Source organism: Paenibacillus jiangxiensis, assembly GCF_046098255.1.
Lineage (GTDB): Bacteria > Bacillota > Bacilli > Paenibacillales > Paenibacillaceae > Paenibacillus > Paenibacillus jiagnxiensis.
Genome location: NZ_JBJURI010000007.1, coordinates 106,717 through 125,035 on the forward strand (window position 1 = coordinate 106,717; position 18,319 = coordinate 125,035).

Annotated in this window: 11 protein-coding genes; 4 read left to right on the top strand and 7 right to left on the bottom strand. The window is 54.9% G+C overall.

Annotation, left to right across the window (positions count from 1 at the left end; all coding sequences use genetic code 11):
- The first annotated feature begins 181 nt into the window (after nt 1–181).
- Together ACI1P2_RS09500 and ACI1P2_RS09505 are read left to right on the top strand one after the other, a co-directional pair.
- Complete coding sequence (locus ACI1P2_RS09500) at nt 182–2,539, top strand: UvrD-helicase domain-containing protein (RefSeq protein WP_355319065.1); 2,358 nt, start codon at nt 182–184, stop codon at nt 2,537–2,539.
- A gap of 141 nt (nt 2,540–2,680) precedes the next feature.
- Nucleotides 2,681–3,472: a GTP pyrophosphokinase gene (locus ACI1P2_RS09505; protein WP_355319189.1), complete on the top strand. Its 792-nt coding sequence runs from the start codon at nt 2,681–2,683 to the stop codon at nt 3,470–3,472.
- A 503-nt stretch (nt 3,473–3,975) separates the two neighbouring features.
- Here the strand turns inward: ACI1P2_RS09505 and ACI1P2_RS09510 are convergent.
- From ACI1P2_RS09510 to ACI1P2_RS09525, 4 genes are all read right to left on the bottom strand, one after another.
- Nucleotides 3,976–4,380 (bottom strand): DUF350 domain-containing protein, encoded by a 405-nt coding sequence (locus tag ACI1P2_RS09510; protein ID WP_355319067.1) that lies wholly within the window; start codon nt 4,378–4,380, stop codon nt 3,976–3,978.
- 95 nt (nt 4,381–4,475) lie between these two features.
- Nucleotides 4,476–5,831 carry a glutathionylspermidine synthase family protein gene (locus ACI1P2_RS09515; RefSeq protein ID WP_355319069.1) on the bottom strand — a complete coding sequence of 452 codons (1,356 nt, stop codon included), beginning with the start codon at nt 5,829–5,831 and terminating at the stop codon, nt 4,476–4,478.
- Nucleotides 5,832–5,834: 3 nt separating this feature from the next.
- On the bottom strand, nt 5,835–6,218 hold the full coding sequence (locus ACI1P2_RS09520) for a hypothetical protein (RefSeq protein WP_355319071.1): 384 nt from the start codon (nt 6,216–6,218) through the stop codon (nt 5,835–5,837).
- Nucleotides 6,215–6,838, bottom strand: coding sequence for a hypothetical protein (locus ACI1P2_RS09525; RefSeq protein ID WP_355319073.1), 624 nt, complete (start codon nt 6,836–6,838; stop codon nt 6,215–6,217). Before ACI1P2_RS09525 ends, ACI1P2_RS09520 begins: the two co-directional genes overlap by 4 nt.
- A 116-nt stretch (nt 6,839–6,954) precedes the next feature.
- Here ACI1P2_RS09525 and ACI1P2_RS09530 point away from each other — a divergent pair, with 116 nt between their 5' ends.
- Together ACI1P2_RS09530 and ACI1P2_RS09535 are read left to right on the top strand one after the other, a co-directional pair.
- Nucleotides 6,955–10,206 (top strand): DUF5695 domain-containing protein, encoded by a 3,252-nt coding sequence (locus tag ACI1P2_RS09530; RefSeq protein ID WP_408976184.1) that lies wholly within the window; start codon nt 6,955–6,957, stop codon nt 10,204–10,206.
- A 204-nt stretch (nt 10,207–10,410) separates the two neighbouring features.
- A complete protein-coding gene (locus ACI1P2_RS09535) occupies nt 10,411–11,964 on the top strand; it encodes an Ig domain-containing protein (RefSeq protein ID WP_355319075.1) in 1,554 nt (517 codons plus the stop codon).
- A gap of 324 nt (nt 11,965–12,288) precedes the next feature.
- Here the strand turns inward: ACI1P2_RS09535 and ACI1P2_RS09540 are convergent, their stop codons facing one another.
- The 3 genes from ACI1P2_RS09540 to ACI1P2_RS09550 form a co-directional block, all read right to left on the bottom strand.
- Complete coding sequence (locus tag ACI1P2_RS09540; RefSeq protein WP_355319077.1) at nt 12,289–13,407, bottom strand: D-alanyl-D-alanine carboxypeptidase family protein; 1,119 nt, start codon at nt 13,405–13,407, stop codon at nt 12,289–12,291.
- A 139-nt stretch (nt 13,408–13,546) separates the two neighbouring features.
- A complete protein-coding gene (locus ACI1P2_RS09545; protein WP_355319079.1) occupies nt 13,547–14,251 on the bottom strand; it encodes a phosphoribosylglycinamide synthetase in 705 nt (234 codons plus the stop codon).
- 11 nt (nt 14,252–14,262) lie between these two features.
- Complete coding sequence (locus ACI1P2_RS09550) at nt 14,263–17,364, bottom strand: DEAD/DEAH box helicase (RefSeq protein ID WP_355319081.1); 3,102 nt, start codon at nt 17,362–17,364, stop codon at nt 14,263–14,265.
- Between the last annotated feature and the right edge of the window lie 955 nt (nt 17,365–18,319).

Below are 18,319 nucleotides of genomic sequence, written 5' to 3' on the forward strand. Positions count from 1 at the left end.
CTTTGTACCCAATCATGTCTCTCCCATGTCGGAAAAGAATGGAGAAACCTGTCGGGACAAGTCAATCTCCGGTATAATAGAGTTCTAAAAAATATTGCTTCAAGGTAATCAGATCTATCATACCAAAAACTATCCCTTCTTGGGAAAATGGAAGATATTAGAATGAGTGAGGTTTCACCGTATGGATTCAAACACCAGTTTTTACCCCCGCCCTCTCGGGGTTTCATATCATCTGCCCCTCCCGGAAGCAGGGCTTGCTTCGACGGATACGACCGTTCAGCTTGTCGGGGAGAATGAGCCGGACGCCTTCTATTTCCGCGCCCTTGAACAGGCCGGAATTCTGCTGAATAAACCCCAGCTTGAGGCGGTTCGTTACGGCCCTGGCCCGCTGCTGACCCTGGCCGGGGCTGGCTGCGGAAAGACGACGGTACTGGCTGCCCGCGCAGGTTATCTGATGGCGGTGCGCGGCGTATCCCCTTCGGCCATTCTGCTCGTGACTTTCACCAGCAAGTCCGCTGCCGAGATGAAGGAACGGATCGCGCTTCTTCCCGGCATACGGCCTGCTGCGGCACGGTCCGTGCAGGCGCGCACCTTCCATTCCTTTGCCCTCGCCCTGCTCCGCCATCAGGGAGTGACGGAGGACATCTTCGGGGATACCCAGGCCCAGCACACGGTCATGAAAATGCTGCTGCGCCAGCTTCGCCTCAGCGAGGCTTATCAGCCGGAAACGCTGCTGTCCGCATTGTCGGCGTGGAAAGCGGAAGGACGCTCCACACACGAGCTGCCGGAGACAAGCCAGGAGGAAAGGGAGGCAAAACAGGCACTGCTCGCCTATGAGGACTGGAAGAAAGAGCGTCAGAAGATAGATTTTGACGACATTTTGCTGCGGGCGGCCAAGCTGCTGCACGATCCCGCGGTGCTTCTTCCGCTGCAAAAGCGTTTTGCCTATATTATGGTCGATGAGTTTCAGGATACCAATACGCTGCAATATGAGATGGTGCGCAGGCTGGCCGCCAAGCACCGCAATCTGATGGTGGTGGGCGACGACGACCAGACGATCTACACGTTTAACGGGGCCCGTCAGGAATCCATACTGCAGTTCGACAAGGTCTATAAGGACGCCAAAGTCATTACACTGAACATCAACTATCGCAGTGATTCGAGAATTCTGGGCCTCGGCTCCAGCATCGTGGCCAAAAACCGCAAGCGTCGCGCAAAGAGGCTTGTCTCCGCTGGCAGGGAAGGACTGGAGCCGCAGTTCTTCACTCCGTCCAATCCTGAGGAGGAAGCCATCCATGTCGTGTCCCATCTGCTCCGCCAGGTGGAGGAAGGAACATTACGCTACAGCGATATTGCCATTCTGCACCGCACAGCCAGCGGCAGCCGCTCCATCTTCGAGCAACTGGTGATGCGGGATGTTCCGTTCATCCAGTACGGAGCCGGCACGGTTTTCTACGATCAGTCCCTGGTCCGGCCATTGATGGACCATCTGCGGCTGGCGCTCAACCCCCGCCGCATGGAATGCATCCCGAGCGCGCTCGGACCGCTGTATGTTCCGCGCGAGGCCGGCATGGAGCATATCCAGAAGGAAGAGAAGAAGCAGGCCAAGAAGTACCCGCTGATTCATCTTACCCGCTGGGAACGGCTGCGCGACTTCCAGCAGGAGCAGGTCAAGGAGCGCATCCGGCTGATCAAAAATCTGGCGGCAATGAAACCTCTAATGGCCATTCAGGAGATGCGCAGGGTATTTTATGATAAATATTTGGAAAGCGGGGACCCCGGGACCTGGACACACTATAAAGAAACGCTGCAGGAAAGCCTGGAGGAACTGGAGACGGCCGCACGCCGCTTTGACTCGGTGGAGGAATTTGTAGCCTTTGCGGACGAGCTGTCCGAACGCCACCGGGAGATGGAATCGCTGCGCAACGCCGCCGATGGCGACGCTGTCAGCCTGATGACCATCCACCGGGCCAAAGGTCTTGAGTTCCCCTGCGTCTACCTGATCGGCGCCAGCGAAGGCATTCTTCCCCACAGCACCTCCCTCGGCAAGGAGCCCCCGGAGGATCTGCTGACTCCTGTCACGCCCGGCGCTCAGGCTGATCCTGAACAGCTCCTGGAGGAAGAACGGCGGCTGGCGTATGTGGCAGTTACAAGGGCAAAGCAGATGCTGTACATCACATCGCCTGCCGCCAATCACGGCAAACCTGCCGCGGTGTCGCGCTTTTTGCTCGAAGCATATGGCGTCAAGCCGTCCGCACCCTCCGGACGTCAGGACCCGCATGCCCAGCGCCCCGGTGCTCAAGCCAGACCTGCCGCCCAAGTCAAACCCGGCGCCCAGACACGCGACAGCAAGGCGCGAATGATCACCGTTCCCGTATGGAACTGCTCCTCTCCCGCCTGCAGCGCGTGGATCAGAAAGGACATCAAGCACGCCGGCTATGCACGAAATGAAATAGCGGCAGCCGCCGAGTCTCCTCCTTTATGCCCGTTATGTTCTTCACCCATGCAGGAGGCCACACGCAGCGTACCGGCACGCTGACCGTTTTTGCTCACAGGTTTTGTTATAGTGTACAATTAAAGCGATTGCTACATGAATTAAAAACGGCCGCACTGCAGTATGATCGTTGACGATATCCTGATGAAATCAGGCTGCCGTGCGGCCCGCCGGGAGAAATGCCTTGTGAATGAACCAGAGAAGCTGTTAAACCACACCCCTCTGCCGCTCCAGGAATTTCAGCACCATCTTGAGCTGAACGAGGACCTGAGCAAGCAAATAGACGAGTGGAAGAAAATCCCTGTCCTTTACCAGCTCGCCCTGGAGGAATTGAAGAACAAGATCAAGCTGATCCAGACGGAATGGAAGATTCAGGACGGCTACAGCCCGATTGAGCATATTAAGACAAGGATCAAGGAGCCGCAAAGCATGATCCAAAAAGTCCGGCGCAAAGGTTACGAGGTGACCATCCACAATATTCTGACTCAGATTCATGATATTGCTGGAATGCGCATCGTATGCGCTTTTGTGAAGGACATCTACAGATTGTACGATCATCTGTGCACACGCGAGGACATCCGCATTAAAGAGGTCAAGGATTACATTGCACAGCCCAAGCCCAACGGCTACCAGAGCCTGCATCTGATCGTGGAAGTGCCGCTTATTCTGTTTGAGGGCAAACGCTGGATGAAGGTGGAGATCCAGATCCGGACACTGGCGATGGATTTCTGGGCAAGCCTTGAGCACATTCTGTACTATAAATTTGATAAGCAGGTGCCGGAGCATGTCGTCGCTGAATTGGCCGAAGCCGCCAAAGCGGCAGATGACCTGGATCGGAAAATGCTGAATCTGCGCAGGCAGATCCTCTCCCTGACGGAGGAAGCCGCCGCGACAGAGGAACCTGAGGGGAACAACGGCCTTCCCGGAGGAGAAGACCTGTCCGGGGAAAGCCTCACCGAGCGTATCGAGCGTGTGTAGTCGAAGGTGATGCCCCAGAAGGGCTGACGCTCCGAGAACGAACCATTCCTCCCATCGCTGTTGACCCCAAATTTCAATGATAATAAATTTGCTTCGTGCATGTCCCTACTTAAATCAGAAAGAAATCGCCAATCCCCGGCGATTTCTGTAAGCAAAAAAGTCGAGAACAGGTCTAAGCTCCCCCTGTCCTCGACCTTTTGTACCTACTTTTCAGATTTTCGTCGAAACTCAGGTTTACGAGCCGATATTCCACCCGCCGGAAATCTAACGGTTGCAGCCGCTGCTATTTTACGAAAAAATGCCTTTTCTAAATTCTAACGGTCGTGATCAACGTTATTTGCCTTAATCTAGGCCAAAAATGCTCCGTTCAAGCGAAATAAGCGACATGGCAACCGCTATAATTTGAAATCAACATTCTTGGAGCCATTAGCGGCTGTGATAACCGTTAAAAGCGAGTATTGATGGCAATCAGCCATTGATACTCGCTCTTTTAACCCGAATAATTACATTAAAAATGTGCCGATAACCAGCGAGACGCCGATAATAATCGAGCGAAGCAACTGGGCCAGGGCCACATTGCCTTTTGCAATTTCCTCGCAAATTTTCGTGCGCGGCGTCACCCAGTCGAAAACAACATAGACCAGGGACAGGATCACGATGCCAATCACCGACCAGATCAGCATATCCGCCCAGGAATGGGTGCTGAAGGACACCATGCCGACAATGATGCACAAACCCAGCATTTTGCTGCCCATGTAGATGCCTGCCGCTTCGTTGCCGCGCGCCATTTCCTCGCTGTCATCATAACGGGTGATTTTACTGAATACAAAGTAACCGGCAACCAGCACAATAAATAACAGGACGATGCCGATGCCCAAATTAGCCGCGGATAATCCGAATTGACTCAATTGTTCTCCTCCTCCTGAAACTCAAAACTGACTCTATAACGCTGCTTGACCAGCACTAAATATGACTAAAGTTGTAAGTTTGCGAAAACTCGTTATCAACGAGTTTCTTCATCCGGCTCAACCGCAGCCGCGCAGTAAAAGGCCATATCCCCTGTGATCTTCTCCCCGATCCTTGGCAGCACCCCCGCAAATCTGCCTCCCACGACAAAGATGCCTGTCAGAAGATGCCCCTTGTAAAGCCCTTCTTCCGTAACGGCTGCGGCTTCCTGCATCGGCCAAAAGCGCTGATAAATCTTGGGCTGTTCGTTGTAATAAGCCGCTGTTGCAGCCGCTTCAGCCGCCTCCTCAGCTGTTAAATCCTTCTTCTCAACCGGAAAATGTGCCTCCGCAGCCGCTTCGCCAGAGGCGTTCATCAGCTGTGTCCCCTTGCCTTCCCGCCCCCACATGCCTTTGGCCGCATAAGCAGTTCCGGTCTGCTCAAAAGGCGCAGCAGCAAAATAGGTTGGCAGCAGGTATGTCCGGATGATTTCCAGCTCCCTGTCATCGAATAGCCGGAACCCGCAAAACTCAGGAGTCTGCTCATTCCGTTCGTACAGCGACCAGACCGTGGCCATAAAGCCTTTACTCTGGCTGATAATGTGCTGCGGCGGGTTAATCAGGCCAAGCTTGCCCTGCTCCATCAAACGAATGAGCTCATATCCGACTTCAAGACCGCTTTCCTCCTCCCGGTCATGAATTAAATATTCCAGCGGATACAGACGATACAGGATGCGGATCGGCTCCCCCCGGTGAAACAGCCCTTCTCCCGGGATGATCTCCAGCTCTTCAAGCGGCGCATAAGCAGTATCAAAACCCGCCTCCTCACACATCCGCATCAGATAGCGCGTGTTCATGCGGTCCTCAGTGTGCCAGTCATAACATGTAAAGAAGACTTTTCCATCCTGCCCCTGCTGCCTATAAAACCCGATCAGTGCCGACAGCGTCTCACGCAGCAAATTATTCATTCCTTGTGAAGGCGCCACCAGCCCCGGGACCTCAGCCAATCGCACCAGCTCGCCTTCCAGATAAGCCGCCTCAGGGATGCCTGTCGGTGTGTCCGTATTATTCTCGATGCACTTCATGCCCTGCTCGCCGATAATCCAATCCTGGCGGGTAATGCCGCCGCAGGGGACGGGCATGCGCGCCGCGCGCAGCAGGCCGGGATGGATGCCCAGAGGGCCGGTCAGATAGCTGTCAGGCATATACTCCTGCACAAATGCCAGCGCTTTGCGGTAGATGGCGTCAACCGCCTCCGACGCATAGACCAACTCATCCATTTCCTCCCGTCGGTACAAGGTTAACGAGGGCAGACAGTACTGCTTGCCGTACATCCGGTGATAAGGGATTTGTTCGGCAATCCTGCCTGTAAACAAATCTTCGTGCCGGGCCGGCAGCTGCAAAATCCGGCGCATCCCTTAACCTCCCGAGAAGAAGCCGCTGGAAGAGCCGCCGCTGCCGAAGCCGCTGTGGGATGAGCCTGATTTGTAGGAGGAGCCGCTTTTTTTGGAGCCGCCATAGTAGGAGCCCCCGTAGTACGAGCCGCCACTTGAGTTATAATCACAGGCATTCGGATTATAATAATCCGGGTCATCGCAGTCATCATTAGTACCGCAGCCTGTCAGTGCAGCCGGAACGACCAGCATCAGCGCGAAGGCCGCCATTTTCACCTTGGAGCCCGGTTTGGCAGCGTGGCCTTCGCCGCGGTCGGTTGTCAGGCTTTCGTCCCGGACGAAAGGCAACCCGTTCACACCTGTGCTGAGGTCTGACGGTACCACCGTCTTGAACTCCTCACGCATCATAAATCGACCTCCTCCAGGAAGAAATGCACGCTGTTGCGGCCGGTATCGAGCACGGAATATAAATATTGATAAGTTCTGCCATCCAGCACGGTATAGTGGTCCAGCAGCCGCCTCGCCAGCTCCAGCGTGAATACCGAAGCTTCATTTCGCTCCATGGGATGGAAGCCGTGTTCGTTCCATAACCAGTACGAGGGCTTTAATATCGACGGTATGGATCGTTCTTCGGACAAGGCTTTTGTAATCGCCGAAGCATACGGCTCCGACACCTGTTCCTTAAATGGTGCCACATAGATGGAATGCGCCAGATTATCTTCATTTTCATGAGAGGTATGTCCCCACAATCGCCCGTTCAGATATGTCGCATCCACAAGCTTTCTTAAGAAAAGCTCATCACCTGAAACGGATTCATGCGCCAGACTGCGGACCTCCCACTTCTTTTCCTCGGACCATTCCCGATACATAAGCGAATAATAAATAGCTGTTCCCTTCCTTTCTTCATCCATTGTGCATAACTGCTTTATCCCTTCACGCAGCAGTCCGTGTCTGACGATTATGGCACTATTTACAACTATACGCGATTTGCCGGCCTGAAGGTTCATTTCCCCTTTATTCTTCTGCATTAGTATATGAATCTATTTTCTATCAATCTCCACACATAAGGTTGCAAAAGCATTCCTCCTACATATATTAAGGCTGTGAGTATGCTCTCACAAATCTTTTCAAGGAGGTTGATAGCATGGCAATACAGCTATCTAATCAGGTATTCTCCATCTCGGTCGGAGATTACGGAGATATCTCTTCCTTACGTCTGGTAGGGGACACATTCAATACGAATTATGTTATGAACGGCTCCAACGCACCTAATCAAAATACACCAGATCATCAGTGGCTCGGTGAGCTTATGTTCACTTACCGTCTTGGTAACGGAGCATGGACGCGGGCATGGACAAGCAATTCTGCTGATGCACGCAATATCACCTCTTCCGGCAACAGTGTTCAGGTGTCCTATCAAAATTCATCAAATGCTCAGGGAATACGCAATTTTACTTTACTTGAGACGTATTCGTTGGTTAATGACTATTTGCATTGGCAAATGAAAGTAACCAACACCTCTAATCAAACGCTGGAAATCGGAGATTGGGGACTGCCGCTTCCCTTCAATGAATTTTGGTCCGGCGGCAATAACGAACAAATCTATGAAACAAGGGTGCTCTCTCACTCCTTTGTAGGACATAACAGCTCCTATATTACTGCTGCGCGTCCTAGCGGTATCGGTCCGTATTTATTACTTCTCCCTGATGCCTCTACCGGCGCGGGTCTCGAATATCAGGACCACTGGAGAGTGGAGGAACATCCCGGCAGTAAATGGGCGATGGACCAAGGCGGCTGGAGCGAAGGGCTGAATGTATTCTATATTCACTCCAATGTCATTAAAAGCACCAATCGCGGCTATCTCGGGAACACCAGCCTGTCACTTGCTCCGGGCGAAAGCAAAACATATGCCTTTAAATTTTTCAAGGTAGCGGACGAGCAGGCTGTAAAGGAAAGGCTGTACAGCGAGGCCCATGTGGATGTGACTGTAGTTCCAGGCATGATCGTCCCAACCAATCTCAAAGCCAAGTTTGATCTGCACACCAGCAAATCCATTACCTCTGTTACCGCCCAATACCCGTCCGAAACCACGATCAGCTATCTGCAAACGGTTTCTACAAATCATAAAATATATGAACTGACGCTCGGACGGCTGGGACACAACAATATTACGGTGAACTATGGCAACGGCGAAAAAACAGTCCTGCAGTTTTATGCGATCGAACCTGTTGATGCTGCGCTCCAGCGTCACTCCACCTTCATGGTTAACAGCACGCAGTGGCAGGTACCTGGCGATCTGCGGGACAAGGTGTTTGACGATTGGATGATGCAATACAAGGCCAAGCGCAACAGCTTTGCAGGCTACTGGGGCTGGGGGGATGATTGGGGATTGACACACGGCCAGTTTCTGGCGGAGAAAAATGTCCAGAAACCTGTAGCCTCCGAGATCAAGGCAGTCGATGATTATCTGGAGGTGGCGATCTGGACGAATCTGATGGAAGGACATCATACCGATTATCTGGTTCCTGATTTCCTGATGCCGCAGCCTAATACGACACCGACATACCGCGGCTATGCCTATCCGCATGTTTACAACACGTTTTTCAGTATGTATAAGCTCGCCAAGCTGTATCCCAACCTGATCAGCTACCGCAACAGCAGAAATACGTATTTGCTGCGTGCTTATCGTATTTTCAAGGCATTGTATGAAGGTCCTGTCGCTTATAACTGGAACACGGGGCTCATGGGTGAGCTGACCACACCAGATATCATTAAAGCACTTCAGGAAGAAGGCTTGACCACTGAGGCCAACGATGTCATTGGCAAAATGTCCACCAAGTACAACAACTTCAAAAACACCACCTATCCCTACGGCTCCGAATACAATTACGACAATACAGGCGAGGAAGCGGTATATACGCTGGCCAAAATGAACAACAACACGACGATGATGAGCAAAATCAATGCCAAAACACGCGCCGCGCGCGGTCATATGCCTGTCTGGTACTATTATGCCGATCCAGTCACTATTACCGGGGAGAATTGGTGGAACTTCCAGTACACCACCTCGCTGGCGGGCTATGCCATGGACGATTGGACACGACGATATTCATCCAAGCCTGAAGTGGACCAACGTCTATCCTATGCCGCCAAGCTGGCGAACATCGGAGCGATTAACTCAGGACAGATCAGTTCTGATCCTGCCAATATCGGGACAGTAGCGTGGACGTATCAGGCAGGCAAGGGCAATTACGGCGCTCTGGGCCTGGACGGCGGTCCTCTCTTTAACGGATGGCGCGGCATGGCCGGGGAAGCCGATCTGGGGCTGTTTGGAGCGATTAAAATACTAAGCTCGGATGTAGCGGTCGATCCGATATTCGGCCTGTACGGCTACGGCTGTGACGTTACGGAAAGCAATAACAGCTATACGGTTATTCCAAAGGACGGTGTATTTCAACGTCTGCATCTGATCACCCAAAAGCTGAGCCTGGAGCTGAACCGGGACCAATATAGCTCGGCCATCGTATCCCAGTCCAAGAACAACGTCCGTCTGACGCTGAAAAATACGACACCGGGCACGGCTCATACCACTGCTTTGACTATGACAGGGCTTGCGGCAGGTACGTATGACGTGCTCGTGGACGGCACAAAGATCGGCTCTGTCACGGCTGCCAATGCCTTGCCGACGACGGTCAGACTGAATATTGGAACTGCGGCCACCTACGATATTCGTATTCAGTCAGGTTCAGGCAATCCGGATCCTGCCGGAGATATTATAGCCCGTTATGATTTTAATGAAACAGCCGGATCTACCGCAGCCGATTCGTCCGGTCACGGGCAGCATGCCAGCGTAAGCGGTGGCACGTGGGGTACCGGACGGAAGGGCAATGCCCTGCACTTCAACGGTACAAACGCTTATGCCAGCCTGCCTGCCGGTATCGTTAGCAGCGTAAATGACTTTACGATTGCAGCCTGGGTACGAGTAAACACGCATAACGGCTGGGCTCGCTTGTTTGATTTTGGAACAGGAACGGATCGGTATATGTTTTTGACCCCGAAGGCCGAAGGGACAGGTATGCGCTTTGCCATCACCATCTCGGGGAACGGGGAAGAGCAGCAGTTGAACGCACCGGAATTGGCTACAGGCATCTGGAAGCATGTGGCCGTGACCCTGTCAGGCAATACGGGGATATTGTATGTGGACGGTGTGGAAGCAACGCGTAACGCTAATATGACGTTGAATCCGTCTAGTCTTGGATTGACAGACCGGAATTATATCGGTAAATCCCAGTTCGATGATCCCTATCTGAACGGCGCGGTAGATGAGCTGATCATTTACAACAAAGCGCTGACGGCACAGGAAATCCAGGGCTTGGTCTCAGCAAGCAACCGTTAATGCTCGTCCTTTGGGAGCCAATTCGTATGCCGAAGGAGCCGATTAAAACGAACATTTTATGACGTTAACTTTTTAACATGTGAATGGCTTGTAATGTGAATGATTCATCCGTATGCCCTAATCATTTAAAAAGGCGGGCGGTTTACGTGGAAGCCTTGCTGCTGCCCGGTTTAGAGGCCGCCCGGCTTATAGGAGGATGCTGTTATGTGTAAAGAACATGCAAGACCACCCCTGTCGGCAAACATTGAATCTGATTCATGCGGCTCTGCTTCTATGAAGGAGTCTCTTGTCAATAACGAAACCGTACAAGTCCCGGCCTCCAGCATGTCCCCGCAAGCGATTGGCAGCGATGCCGAGGTCATTGACCGCTTCGGACGTATCATTAATGGATACGGCGTTGATCTGGTGGATTGGCAGGGCTATATCGCCAACCCCTTCATTAATCTGACCGTGAAGCCTCCTGCCAGTGCGGCGTATCCGATCACCATCACACTCAGGGCACAAGGCACGTCCCGGCTCATGATGAATCTGCCCAGCACATTATCTGCCACTGGTGCTACGAAGGTGTTAAATTTTAATAATGCATCCGAGAGGAAGGATTTCAAGCTGGAGGTTGCACCAGACCGCAACGGCGGCCCGGACGAGATTGAGCACTATACGCTCTCCCTCACCATTGCGGACAGTGCGGGAGCTTCACGAACGCATACGATTCCGATCCGGGTATGGGACCAGGACGATAATCAAGAAACCCGTTTTCCGCTGGTATTCGATTACCGCTACGATACAGTCAATCACTATTTTGATGATCCGGGTATTCGCAAAGCCGCCGAGCAGGCGATTAAGGACTGGTTCTACTTCTTCGATATGGAGCCATTCGATACCGTTCCTGCCGGAGCCGAACGCAACTATATTCCGAACAATGACTGGAACGGGCATACGATTGGAACGAATAACGCGCCATATAATGGGGAATGGATTTTCCTGCGGGGCCTCGACGGCCCGTATTCGACGGGATGGCCTGGCAACAGCGGCTCTTACCATACAAGAAACGGCGTACGGGTGCCAGGTCCCATCCATCGTTCCTTAGGAACCGCGCTGGATTTTTATCCCGATGCTCAAGTGTTCACCTCGCTGAATGATGACGACTGGTACAAAACCGATCTCACACAGGTGACGGATGTATATGGCCTCATTATGCATGAGTTCGGCCATGCCGTTGCTTTCAGCGATTCGTGGGCAGGAATGCGAGCCTATCACAGCAGCGGCGGCGCTGACGCGGTCGTCGAAGCGTACCAGGGTGTACGTGTTCCGCTGGATAGCAGCTACCATATCCCGGGAGACCGGCAATACTGGGACCGTCTCAGCGGTCAAAGCGCAGGCTGGTCGGCAGAATTTCCGGTACGCCGCTGGATGCTCACCAAGCTAACCTTGCTCATTGCCGAGAAAGCCGGCTGGAAGCTGAACCGCAAGCTAACCCCTTTTCTCGAACCGGAAATTGTTACAACTTCCTTGCCTAATGCCACAAGAGGGCAAAGCTACAACCAAAAGCTAACAGCCAAGGGCGGTGTTCCTTTCTACGACTGGACACTGAAAAGCGGCAGTCTTCCTGCCGGACTGACACTCGACCGCTTCACCGGGACGATCAGCGGCACCGTATCTGCCAGCCAATCGCAAAATAGCTACACATTTACGATTGAACTTCGGGATTATGATGAGCTGGCGAAGCCGTTCACACGCAGCTTTACGATTCGTTTATAGGAAGCGGCGCTTATTCCAGCTGAGGGACATTTAGCTTTTTTTCATGCGTGCCGTTCTTAGTCTTAAACGAGTCCGTTCCTCACTGATGAGTTGCCTTGTATAAGAACGGGGAGAAGAGCCTGTATCTACCCGGAGTATCCTGCCTGCCCCGTTGGGGCGGGCTACTCGTGTGTTGAATATCAAATATTTAAAGATCCCGCAGCATCTACTGACCGAAAAGAGTACCGACGTGTATGTGATATGCTTAAACGTTACAAAAAAAACCGCCTTCGGCTGAAGACGGTTCTTGAAACGGGCGGACAGGCTATATTCCTATCCGTACCGTTACAACTTAATATGATCCTCATCAAAATACTCTTCCAGAGTCAGTCCCTTGGTTGCTGCATCCTCCGCCAGGTCAACCCCGATGTAACGGATATGCCACGGTTCGTATACATAACCGGTGATGTCATCTTTTCCTTTCGGATAACGAATGACAAAGCCGTATTCAGGGGCATGCTTTGCCAGCCATTTGCCTTCCTTGGAGCTGCCGAAGGACTGCTCCAGCGCGTTGCCTACGCTCGGACTGGATACGTCGATGGCAAGGCCGGTCTGGTGCTCGCTCATTCCGGGAACAGCGCTGACCTTGGACGCATACTCCAGCCCCTTGGTTTTTACGTTGTTATTGTAGATCGTTTTCTGCCGTGCATAGGAGCGGTAGCCGGACACTGCGCGCAGCTTAATACCGTCCTTTTTCGCAGCTGCGAATAGCTTTTCCAGCGCTCCTGCGGCTTCCTTCCGCATATGCCGCTTCTCATGAGGGCCATCGAAGGAAAACGGCACATTCGGCACCACCAGATCGGAGGGCTCATAACCTTTGGGCAGGCTGCGCTGTTTATTGACAATCACCGTCTGGGCGGTGGCATTCGTTACAACGGCGACTCCGCCCGCCTTCTTGATGGTTGTCTGCAGCGAGCTTGCGGCTCGTGCTGCCATAACCGGATCGGCTGCCTCCGCATCCTTATTGCTGTCACCAGCGTCCTTGCTGCTGTCATCAGCATCCTTACTGCTGTCAGCGGCATCGGCCTTTCCTCCACCGTCATTGTTCCCGGCCTGTTGTTCCGTTTCTGCTTCTTTCTCCCCAGAAGATGTCTCCGGCTTGGCCGGCTTCACGGTCTGGCCGTCAGCACCCGGCGCATCAGACTCAGGGGTCTGAGCGTCAGATGTTGGAACATCGGCTTCCGGGGTTTGTACATCAGTTGTCGGAGCGTCAGCTGTTGGAGTATCGGATTGCGGCGCTTGTGCGTCAGCAGCAGGTGTATTGGCCTGCGGGCTTCCTTGGGCTCCCGCGCCGTTCGTCCCGCAGCCTGCCAGCAGCAGGCCCGGCAGCAGCAGTGCCGGGAACAGCAGCTTTGTACCAGATAACAACTTTGTTCCATATATGATTTCTTTATTTCGTTTCATGTCGCTTCTCCGTTTCTCTTCATGTAAATAAGGCAATCAACTTTTATTTTACATCAAAACGCAGGCGGCACGAAACACGCCTAAAGGCTCTCCGCGCACCTCTATGCTCCGATGCTCCAGTATGCGGCCCTATGCGGCGTTATCCGCTGTTTTTGGGCAAAGACGTTTCCCGGGCGCGGGCGGCAGCCTTCTCCCGGACCAACTCCAGCGCCTGCGCGGCACGCGGCAGACCGGGCAGGAGCTTCGCTGCATCCGGCAGGCCGCCGTCCGCCGCAAGCTCCTGTGGCAGCTTGACCTCAAACGAATGGAAGCCCGGCCCGGGCCGGTGCAGCGTGTCCTCCACGGCCGCCTCGGCAATCCATTCGTTGATGGCCACGCCGCCGCGTGAGCTGCCGCTGCGCGCACCGGCTCCAGCCGTGGCCGCAGTGGAGGAGGCTGCCTCCGCCTCCTGCGGCCATGCGGCGAAGACGCCGCGCAGCAGCTCTTCCCGCGGCAGGCCCGCCAGCTCCAGCCGCTGCAGCGGCGAAGCAGCCAGAGCTTGCGCCGCGGCGGCCGCGTGACAGCAGTCCGCGTCTCCGCAGGAGCATGCCTCCGCCTGCACAGGAGGCAGGCCACACGCGGCCAGCAGGGGACTGTCCCGACCCTGGAGCAGCTTGTACAGCTCCAGCGGACAGTCCCCAAGCTCCGCTAGCAGCTGCTCCTTCTGCTCCGCTGTGAGCAGCGTGGCCGTGCCGGAGACGCGGCATCCGGCCGATACAGCCTGGTCCGGATCACTCTCCGGACCGGCCGCGGGCGTAACCTCTGCTTCCCAGTGCCCTGCGGAAATTTGCAGCTTGACTTGCATAACGCTCCCCCTTATACCCAGATGTCGTTTTGCAGAGAAATCAGCCCGCGCAGCTCTTCGTCCGACATTTCTGTCAGCCAGTTCTCGCCGGAGCCGACAACCTGCTCGGAGAGCGCCTTTTTGCTCTCTATCAATTCATCGATCCGCTCTTCCAGCGTCCCTTGGCAGATCAGCTTGTGCACCTGCACGTTCCTGCTCTGCCCGATGCGGAAGACACGGTCTGTAGCCTGGTTTTCCACCGCCGGATTCCACCAGCGGTCATAATGCACCACATGGCTGGCCCGGGTCAGGTTCAGACCCACGCCGCCAGCGCGCAGGGACAGCACGAACAAATCGGGGCCGTCGCCCTGCTGAAAGCGCTGAACCATGTCGTCCCGCTGCGATTTGGCGAGCCCGCCGTACAGGAAAAATGGCTTCTGTCCATATACACGCTCCAGCCGGGATACGAGCAGCTCGCCCATCCCCACATACTGGGTGAAGATAAGCGCAGCTTCTCCGTTCTCCCGGATCGCCTCCACCAGCTCCAGCAGCCGCTGCATTTTACCGGAGGCCTCCGGCTTCGCCAGATCGCTTCGCCCTGGGGCAAGCAGCGCGGGATGGTCGCAAATCTGCTTCAGCTTGGTCAGCGACGACAGCACCAGACCTTTGCGGGCGATGCCCGTCTGTCCGTCAATGCGGCCCATCAGCTGATCCACTACGCCCCGGTACATGCCCGCCTGCTCAGGCGTCAAGGCGCAGTATGACTTAAGCTCAAGCTTCTCCGGCAAATCCTTGCGGATGTCGGGATCGCTCTTGAGCCTGCGCAGCATAAAGGGCGACACCAGCCGATGCAGCTCGCGCAGCGCCACCCCCCGCTCATCCCCTGCCGTCGTATAACGATGACGGAAGGATGAAGCAGTTCCGAGATACCCGGGATTCAGAAACTGGAATATCGACCACAGCTCGCTCAGCCGGTTCTCGACAGGCGTGCCTGTCATGGCGATGCGGTGCGGGGCGGACAGCTTCATGACACTCTGCGACTGCTTGGTGCGGGCATTTTTAATATACTGCGCCTCATCAAGGACAATGGACGACCAGGTGAGAGACGACAGATCCGGCCCGTCCCGGCCTGCCAGATGATAGGTCGTCAGCACGATATCATGCATGCGCGCCTGCTCCTGAAAATCCGTTCCATGCACCCGCTGTACTCCATGGTGGATGTACAGCGACAGGTCGGGAGCGAAGCGCTGCAGCTCGCGGTGCCAGTTGCCCAGCAGGGAAGTGGGGCAGATAATCAGGGCGGGCCCGTTCTCTGTGCGGATTTTCCTGTAATCCAGCAGACAGGTAATCACCTGCACGGTTTTGCCGAGCCCCATATCATCCGCAAGACATACCCCGAAGCCCAGGCCACGCATTGCCGCCAGCCACTGATACCCCCGCTCCTGGTAAGGACGGAGCTGGCCGTGCAGCTCTGAAGGTACAGGACGCGGCTTGACGGAACGCAGGCCGCCGCCTTCGGCAAGGGAAGCCAGCTGGCCGAACGATTGCGCTCCGTAAATGGACAATCCCTTCCATACGGCTTCGCCCGTCGCATCCTGTTCCGCTGCCAGGTGCATCCATTCGGAGAAGGACATCTCTCCCTCCTCCTGCTTCTTCATAAAGCGAAGCACCTGCCGGATCTCCTTCGGGTCCACCTCGATCCATTCGCCACGCAGCCTGACATAAGGCAGGTTGGCAGCCGCGATGGCCTCCAGTTCCTCCACGGACAGCTTCTCTCCGCCAAGCACCGCTTCCGCATCAAAAGCGACGACTTGGCTCATTCCAAGCGGTGTGGAATGCCCTTCCGCCTGCCCGGCGTCCCTCATCCGCAGCCTGAGTCCCGCCCGGCGCCGTCCTTCACGGCTCCAGCGGGAAGGCATCTGAACGGTAACCCCGTTCTTTTGCAGCAGCGGGACCGCCTCGGCAAGGAAGTGGAAGAAATCCTCCGCCGCCAGCAGAAAGCTTTCCGGCCGGGGATGCCGCAGCATCTCACGGATATCCGCCGACAGCTCGGATGCCCGGCCCAGCACTGTGAGAAGCTGTACATGGACATCGCGGTATACGACATCCCCGCGCATCAGATCCGGCTCCGGGTAGGACCAAATGGCCCCTGCGGGCAGCCGCATGCCCGGCTCTACATCGCTTTCGGCCCAGAAGGACACCCGCCACTCCTTCATCTCCTCCAGCGGTGGCTCCAGCCGCAGACATAAACGCAGGCTGCCTTCCTCCGGCTCCTTCTCCTCCCGTTCAATATATGGAATCGCTGCGCCCGGCAGCGAAAATATCTGTTCCGACAGTTCTTCCAGCTCCGCCGCAGTGCCCTGCACCGTCAGCGGGCGCGAGCCTGTGAGCAGGCTGTTCCACCACAGCTCCGCCAGCGGGGACCGGCCGCGTCGGTAATCCGCCCGGTATTTGGCGATCTCCCGCTCCGCCTGAGCGACGGCTGCTGCCGTCTCCGTATGGATCATCGCGGACATAAAGGAATGCAGCACCGTACAGGCCGCTTCCTCACGCGAGCCCGGCTCGCTCCCGGCAAAAGCGGCAGGCGCCGCCAGCCCGATGGCCGGCATCGCCGCGGCCAGCTCGCGGAAACGGGCGATGTTCTCCTCTCCGCTCAGCCGCGGAAGCCACACCCCCACTGCGGTCTCCTGACCGCCGCGCCGTCTTGCTCCGCTCTGCTGCAGCTCCTTCAACCCGGGCACGATCTCTCCCCGCTGCAGCAGCTCCAGCGCAAACAGCGCCGCTTTCTGCCAGTATCCGATCTCTTCGCCAAGACGGACGCCGGCAGCCGCGCAATCCTGCTCATTCAGCCGCAGAAGCAGAGCAGCCGTCTCCTTCGCGTCAATCGCAAGCCCCTCCAGCATCCGTCCCAGCATGGCGCGCCGCTTGCCTCCCTTGACCGGCTCCTGCCGCGCCGGACCTGCCAGGCGCAGCTCCGCCAGCCGGAGGGCAGCCTGACGGAACGGCTGTGAGCCGTCCTTCAGCTTCATTTTGCGTACGATACTGCTCCAAGCGTCTACGCGTGGTTCCGACGTCTCACCGGAAAAACAAAAAAATACATCTCCGAGCCAAATTCCATACAGCGGTTGATCCATGTCTGTCTCCCGTCCAGCCTTTCGAATTGTTACATAATATTTAGCCGAGAAAACCCTTGCCTTTTGGTATGGGATGAATCGGCTTCGAGCAAGAACTGCCTTTGGGCCGTTCAACTGCTCGACAAGGCTTCATTTGATATAATGAAAACAGGTGTTCGCTCTTTTGGAAACAGCATAGATATGCGGTTGCTCGGACTTAAAGAGGACTTTCCGAGCGTACAATCTATGGAGTCCGTCAAGCACAAGACGTAAAAACATTTGAACACCCCTCTGTGGCAGATGGTAACAGTCTGCCAGCCTAAGATGCTATATGCACTGTCTTAGGATGAGCTGATGACACAGCCCTGAACTTGGGAGTTGCACGAAGCAGAAATAGTGAGCTAACGATCCAAGAATCCCACGGCTTTAGTCGTGTGGAGTGTCAAATTCCATCATATACGAAAACCCAATCTTTTCAAAACCCTTTTGCTCAAAAGATTGCGTTAACGGGCAGTTCACAGCCGCAGGCCCGATGAGGCGGCGGAAGCTGTTGAACAAATCCCGTATAAGAACCCGGCCATAGTGCCGTTAATCCGCGTGTATAAGCTCATTTGCTCTAGCTTCAGAACTACACAGCCCTTATTCCCCCAAATCTGTCGGTAAACAGTCAATCACGGAATAAATAGCTGCACCTCTGTCCCGCCTGAAGGCATGAAAAGGGTTTGGCAACAATAAAGTCTCTCAGGTCCGCTATACAACACTGTGTCAAAAGGAGGCAGCTATCAGCTTAATCCCCCCTCACCCGCCTACAAAAAAGAAACCGCGGCCCAACAGCCGCGGCATTCTTTATGCTGTGCACCCGACCGTTCGGCCTTCATGCACATTATTTTTACCATTTATATTCCAATCATTACAAAAATTCAGTTGAGAAGTCCATGGCCTTGGGCATGGGATGAGTCTGCTTCGATTAAGGGCT

Excerpts from the sequence above, each read along its gene's own strand:
- ACI1P2_RS09500 (WP_355319065.1), top strand. The coding sequence starts at position 182 with ATGGATTCAAACACCAGTTTTTACCCCCGCCCTCTCGGGGTTTCATAT.
- ACI1P2_RS09515 (WP_355319069.1), bottom strand. The coding sequence starts at position 5,831 with ATGCGCCGGATTTTGCAGCTGCCGGCCCGGCACGAAGATTTGTTTACA.
- ACI1P2_RS09520 (WP_355319071.1), bottom strand. The coding sequence starts at position 6,218 with ATGATGCGTGAGGAGTTCAAGACGGTGGTACCGTCAGACCTCAGCACA.
- ACI1P2_RS09525 (WP_355319073.1), bottom strand. The coding sequence starts at position 6,838 with ATGCAGAAGAATAAAGGGGAAATGAACCTTCAGGCCGGCAAATCGCGT.
- ACI1P2_RS09530 (WP_408976184.1), top strand. The coding sequence starts at position 6,955 with ATGGCAATACAGCTATCTAATCAGGTATTCTCCATCTCGGTCGGAGAT.
- ACI1P2_RS09535 (WP_355319075.1), top strand. The coding sequence starts at position 10,411 with ATGTGTAAAGAACATGCAAGACCACCCCTGTCGGCAAACATTGAATCT.
- ACI1P2_RS09540 (WP_355319077.1), bottom strand. The coding sequence starts at position 13,407 with ATGAAACGAAATAAAGAAATCATATATGGAACAAAGTTGTTATCTGGT.
- ACI1P2_RS09545 (WP_355319079.1), bottom strand. The coding sequence starts at position 14,251 with ATGCAAGTCAAGCTGCAAATTTCCGCAGGGCACTGGGAAGCAGAGGTT.
- ACI1P2_RS09550 (WP_355319081.1), bottom strand. The coding sequence starts at position 17,364 with ATGGATCAACCGCTGTATGGAATTTGGCTCGGAGATGTATTTTTTTGT.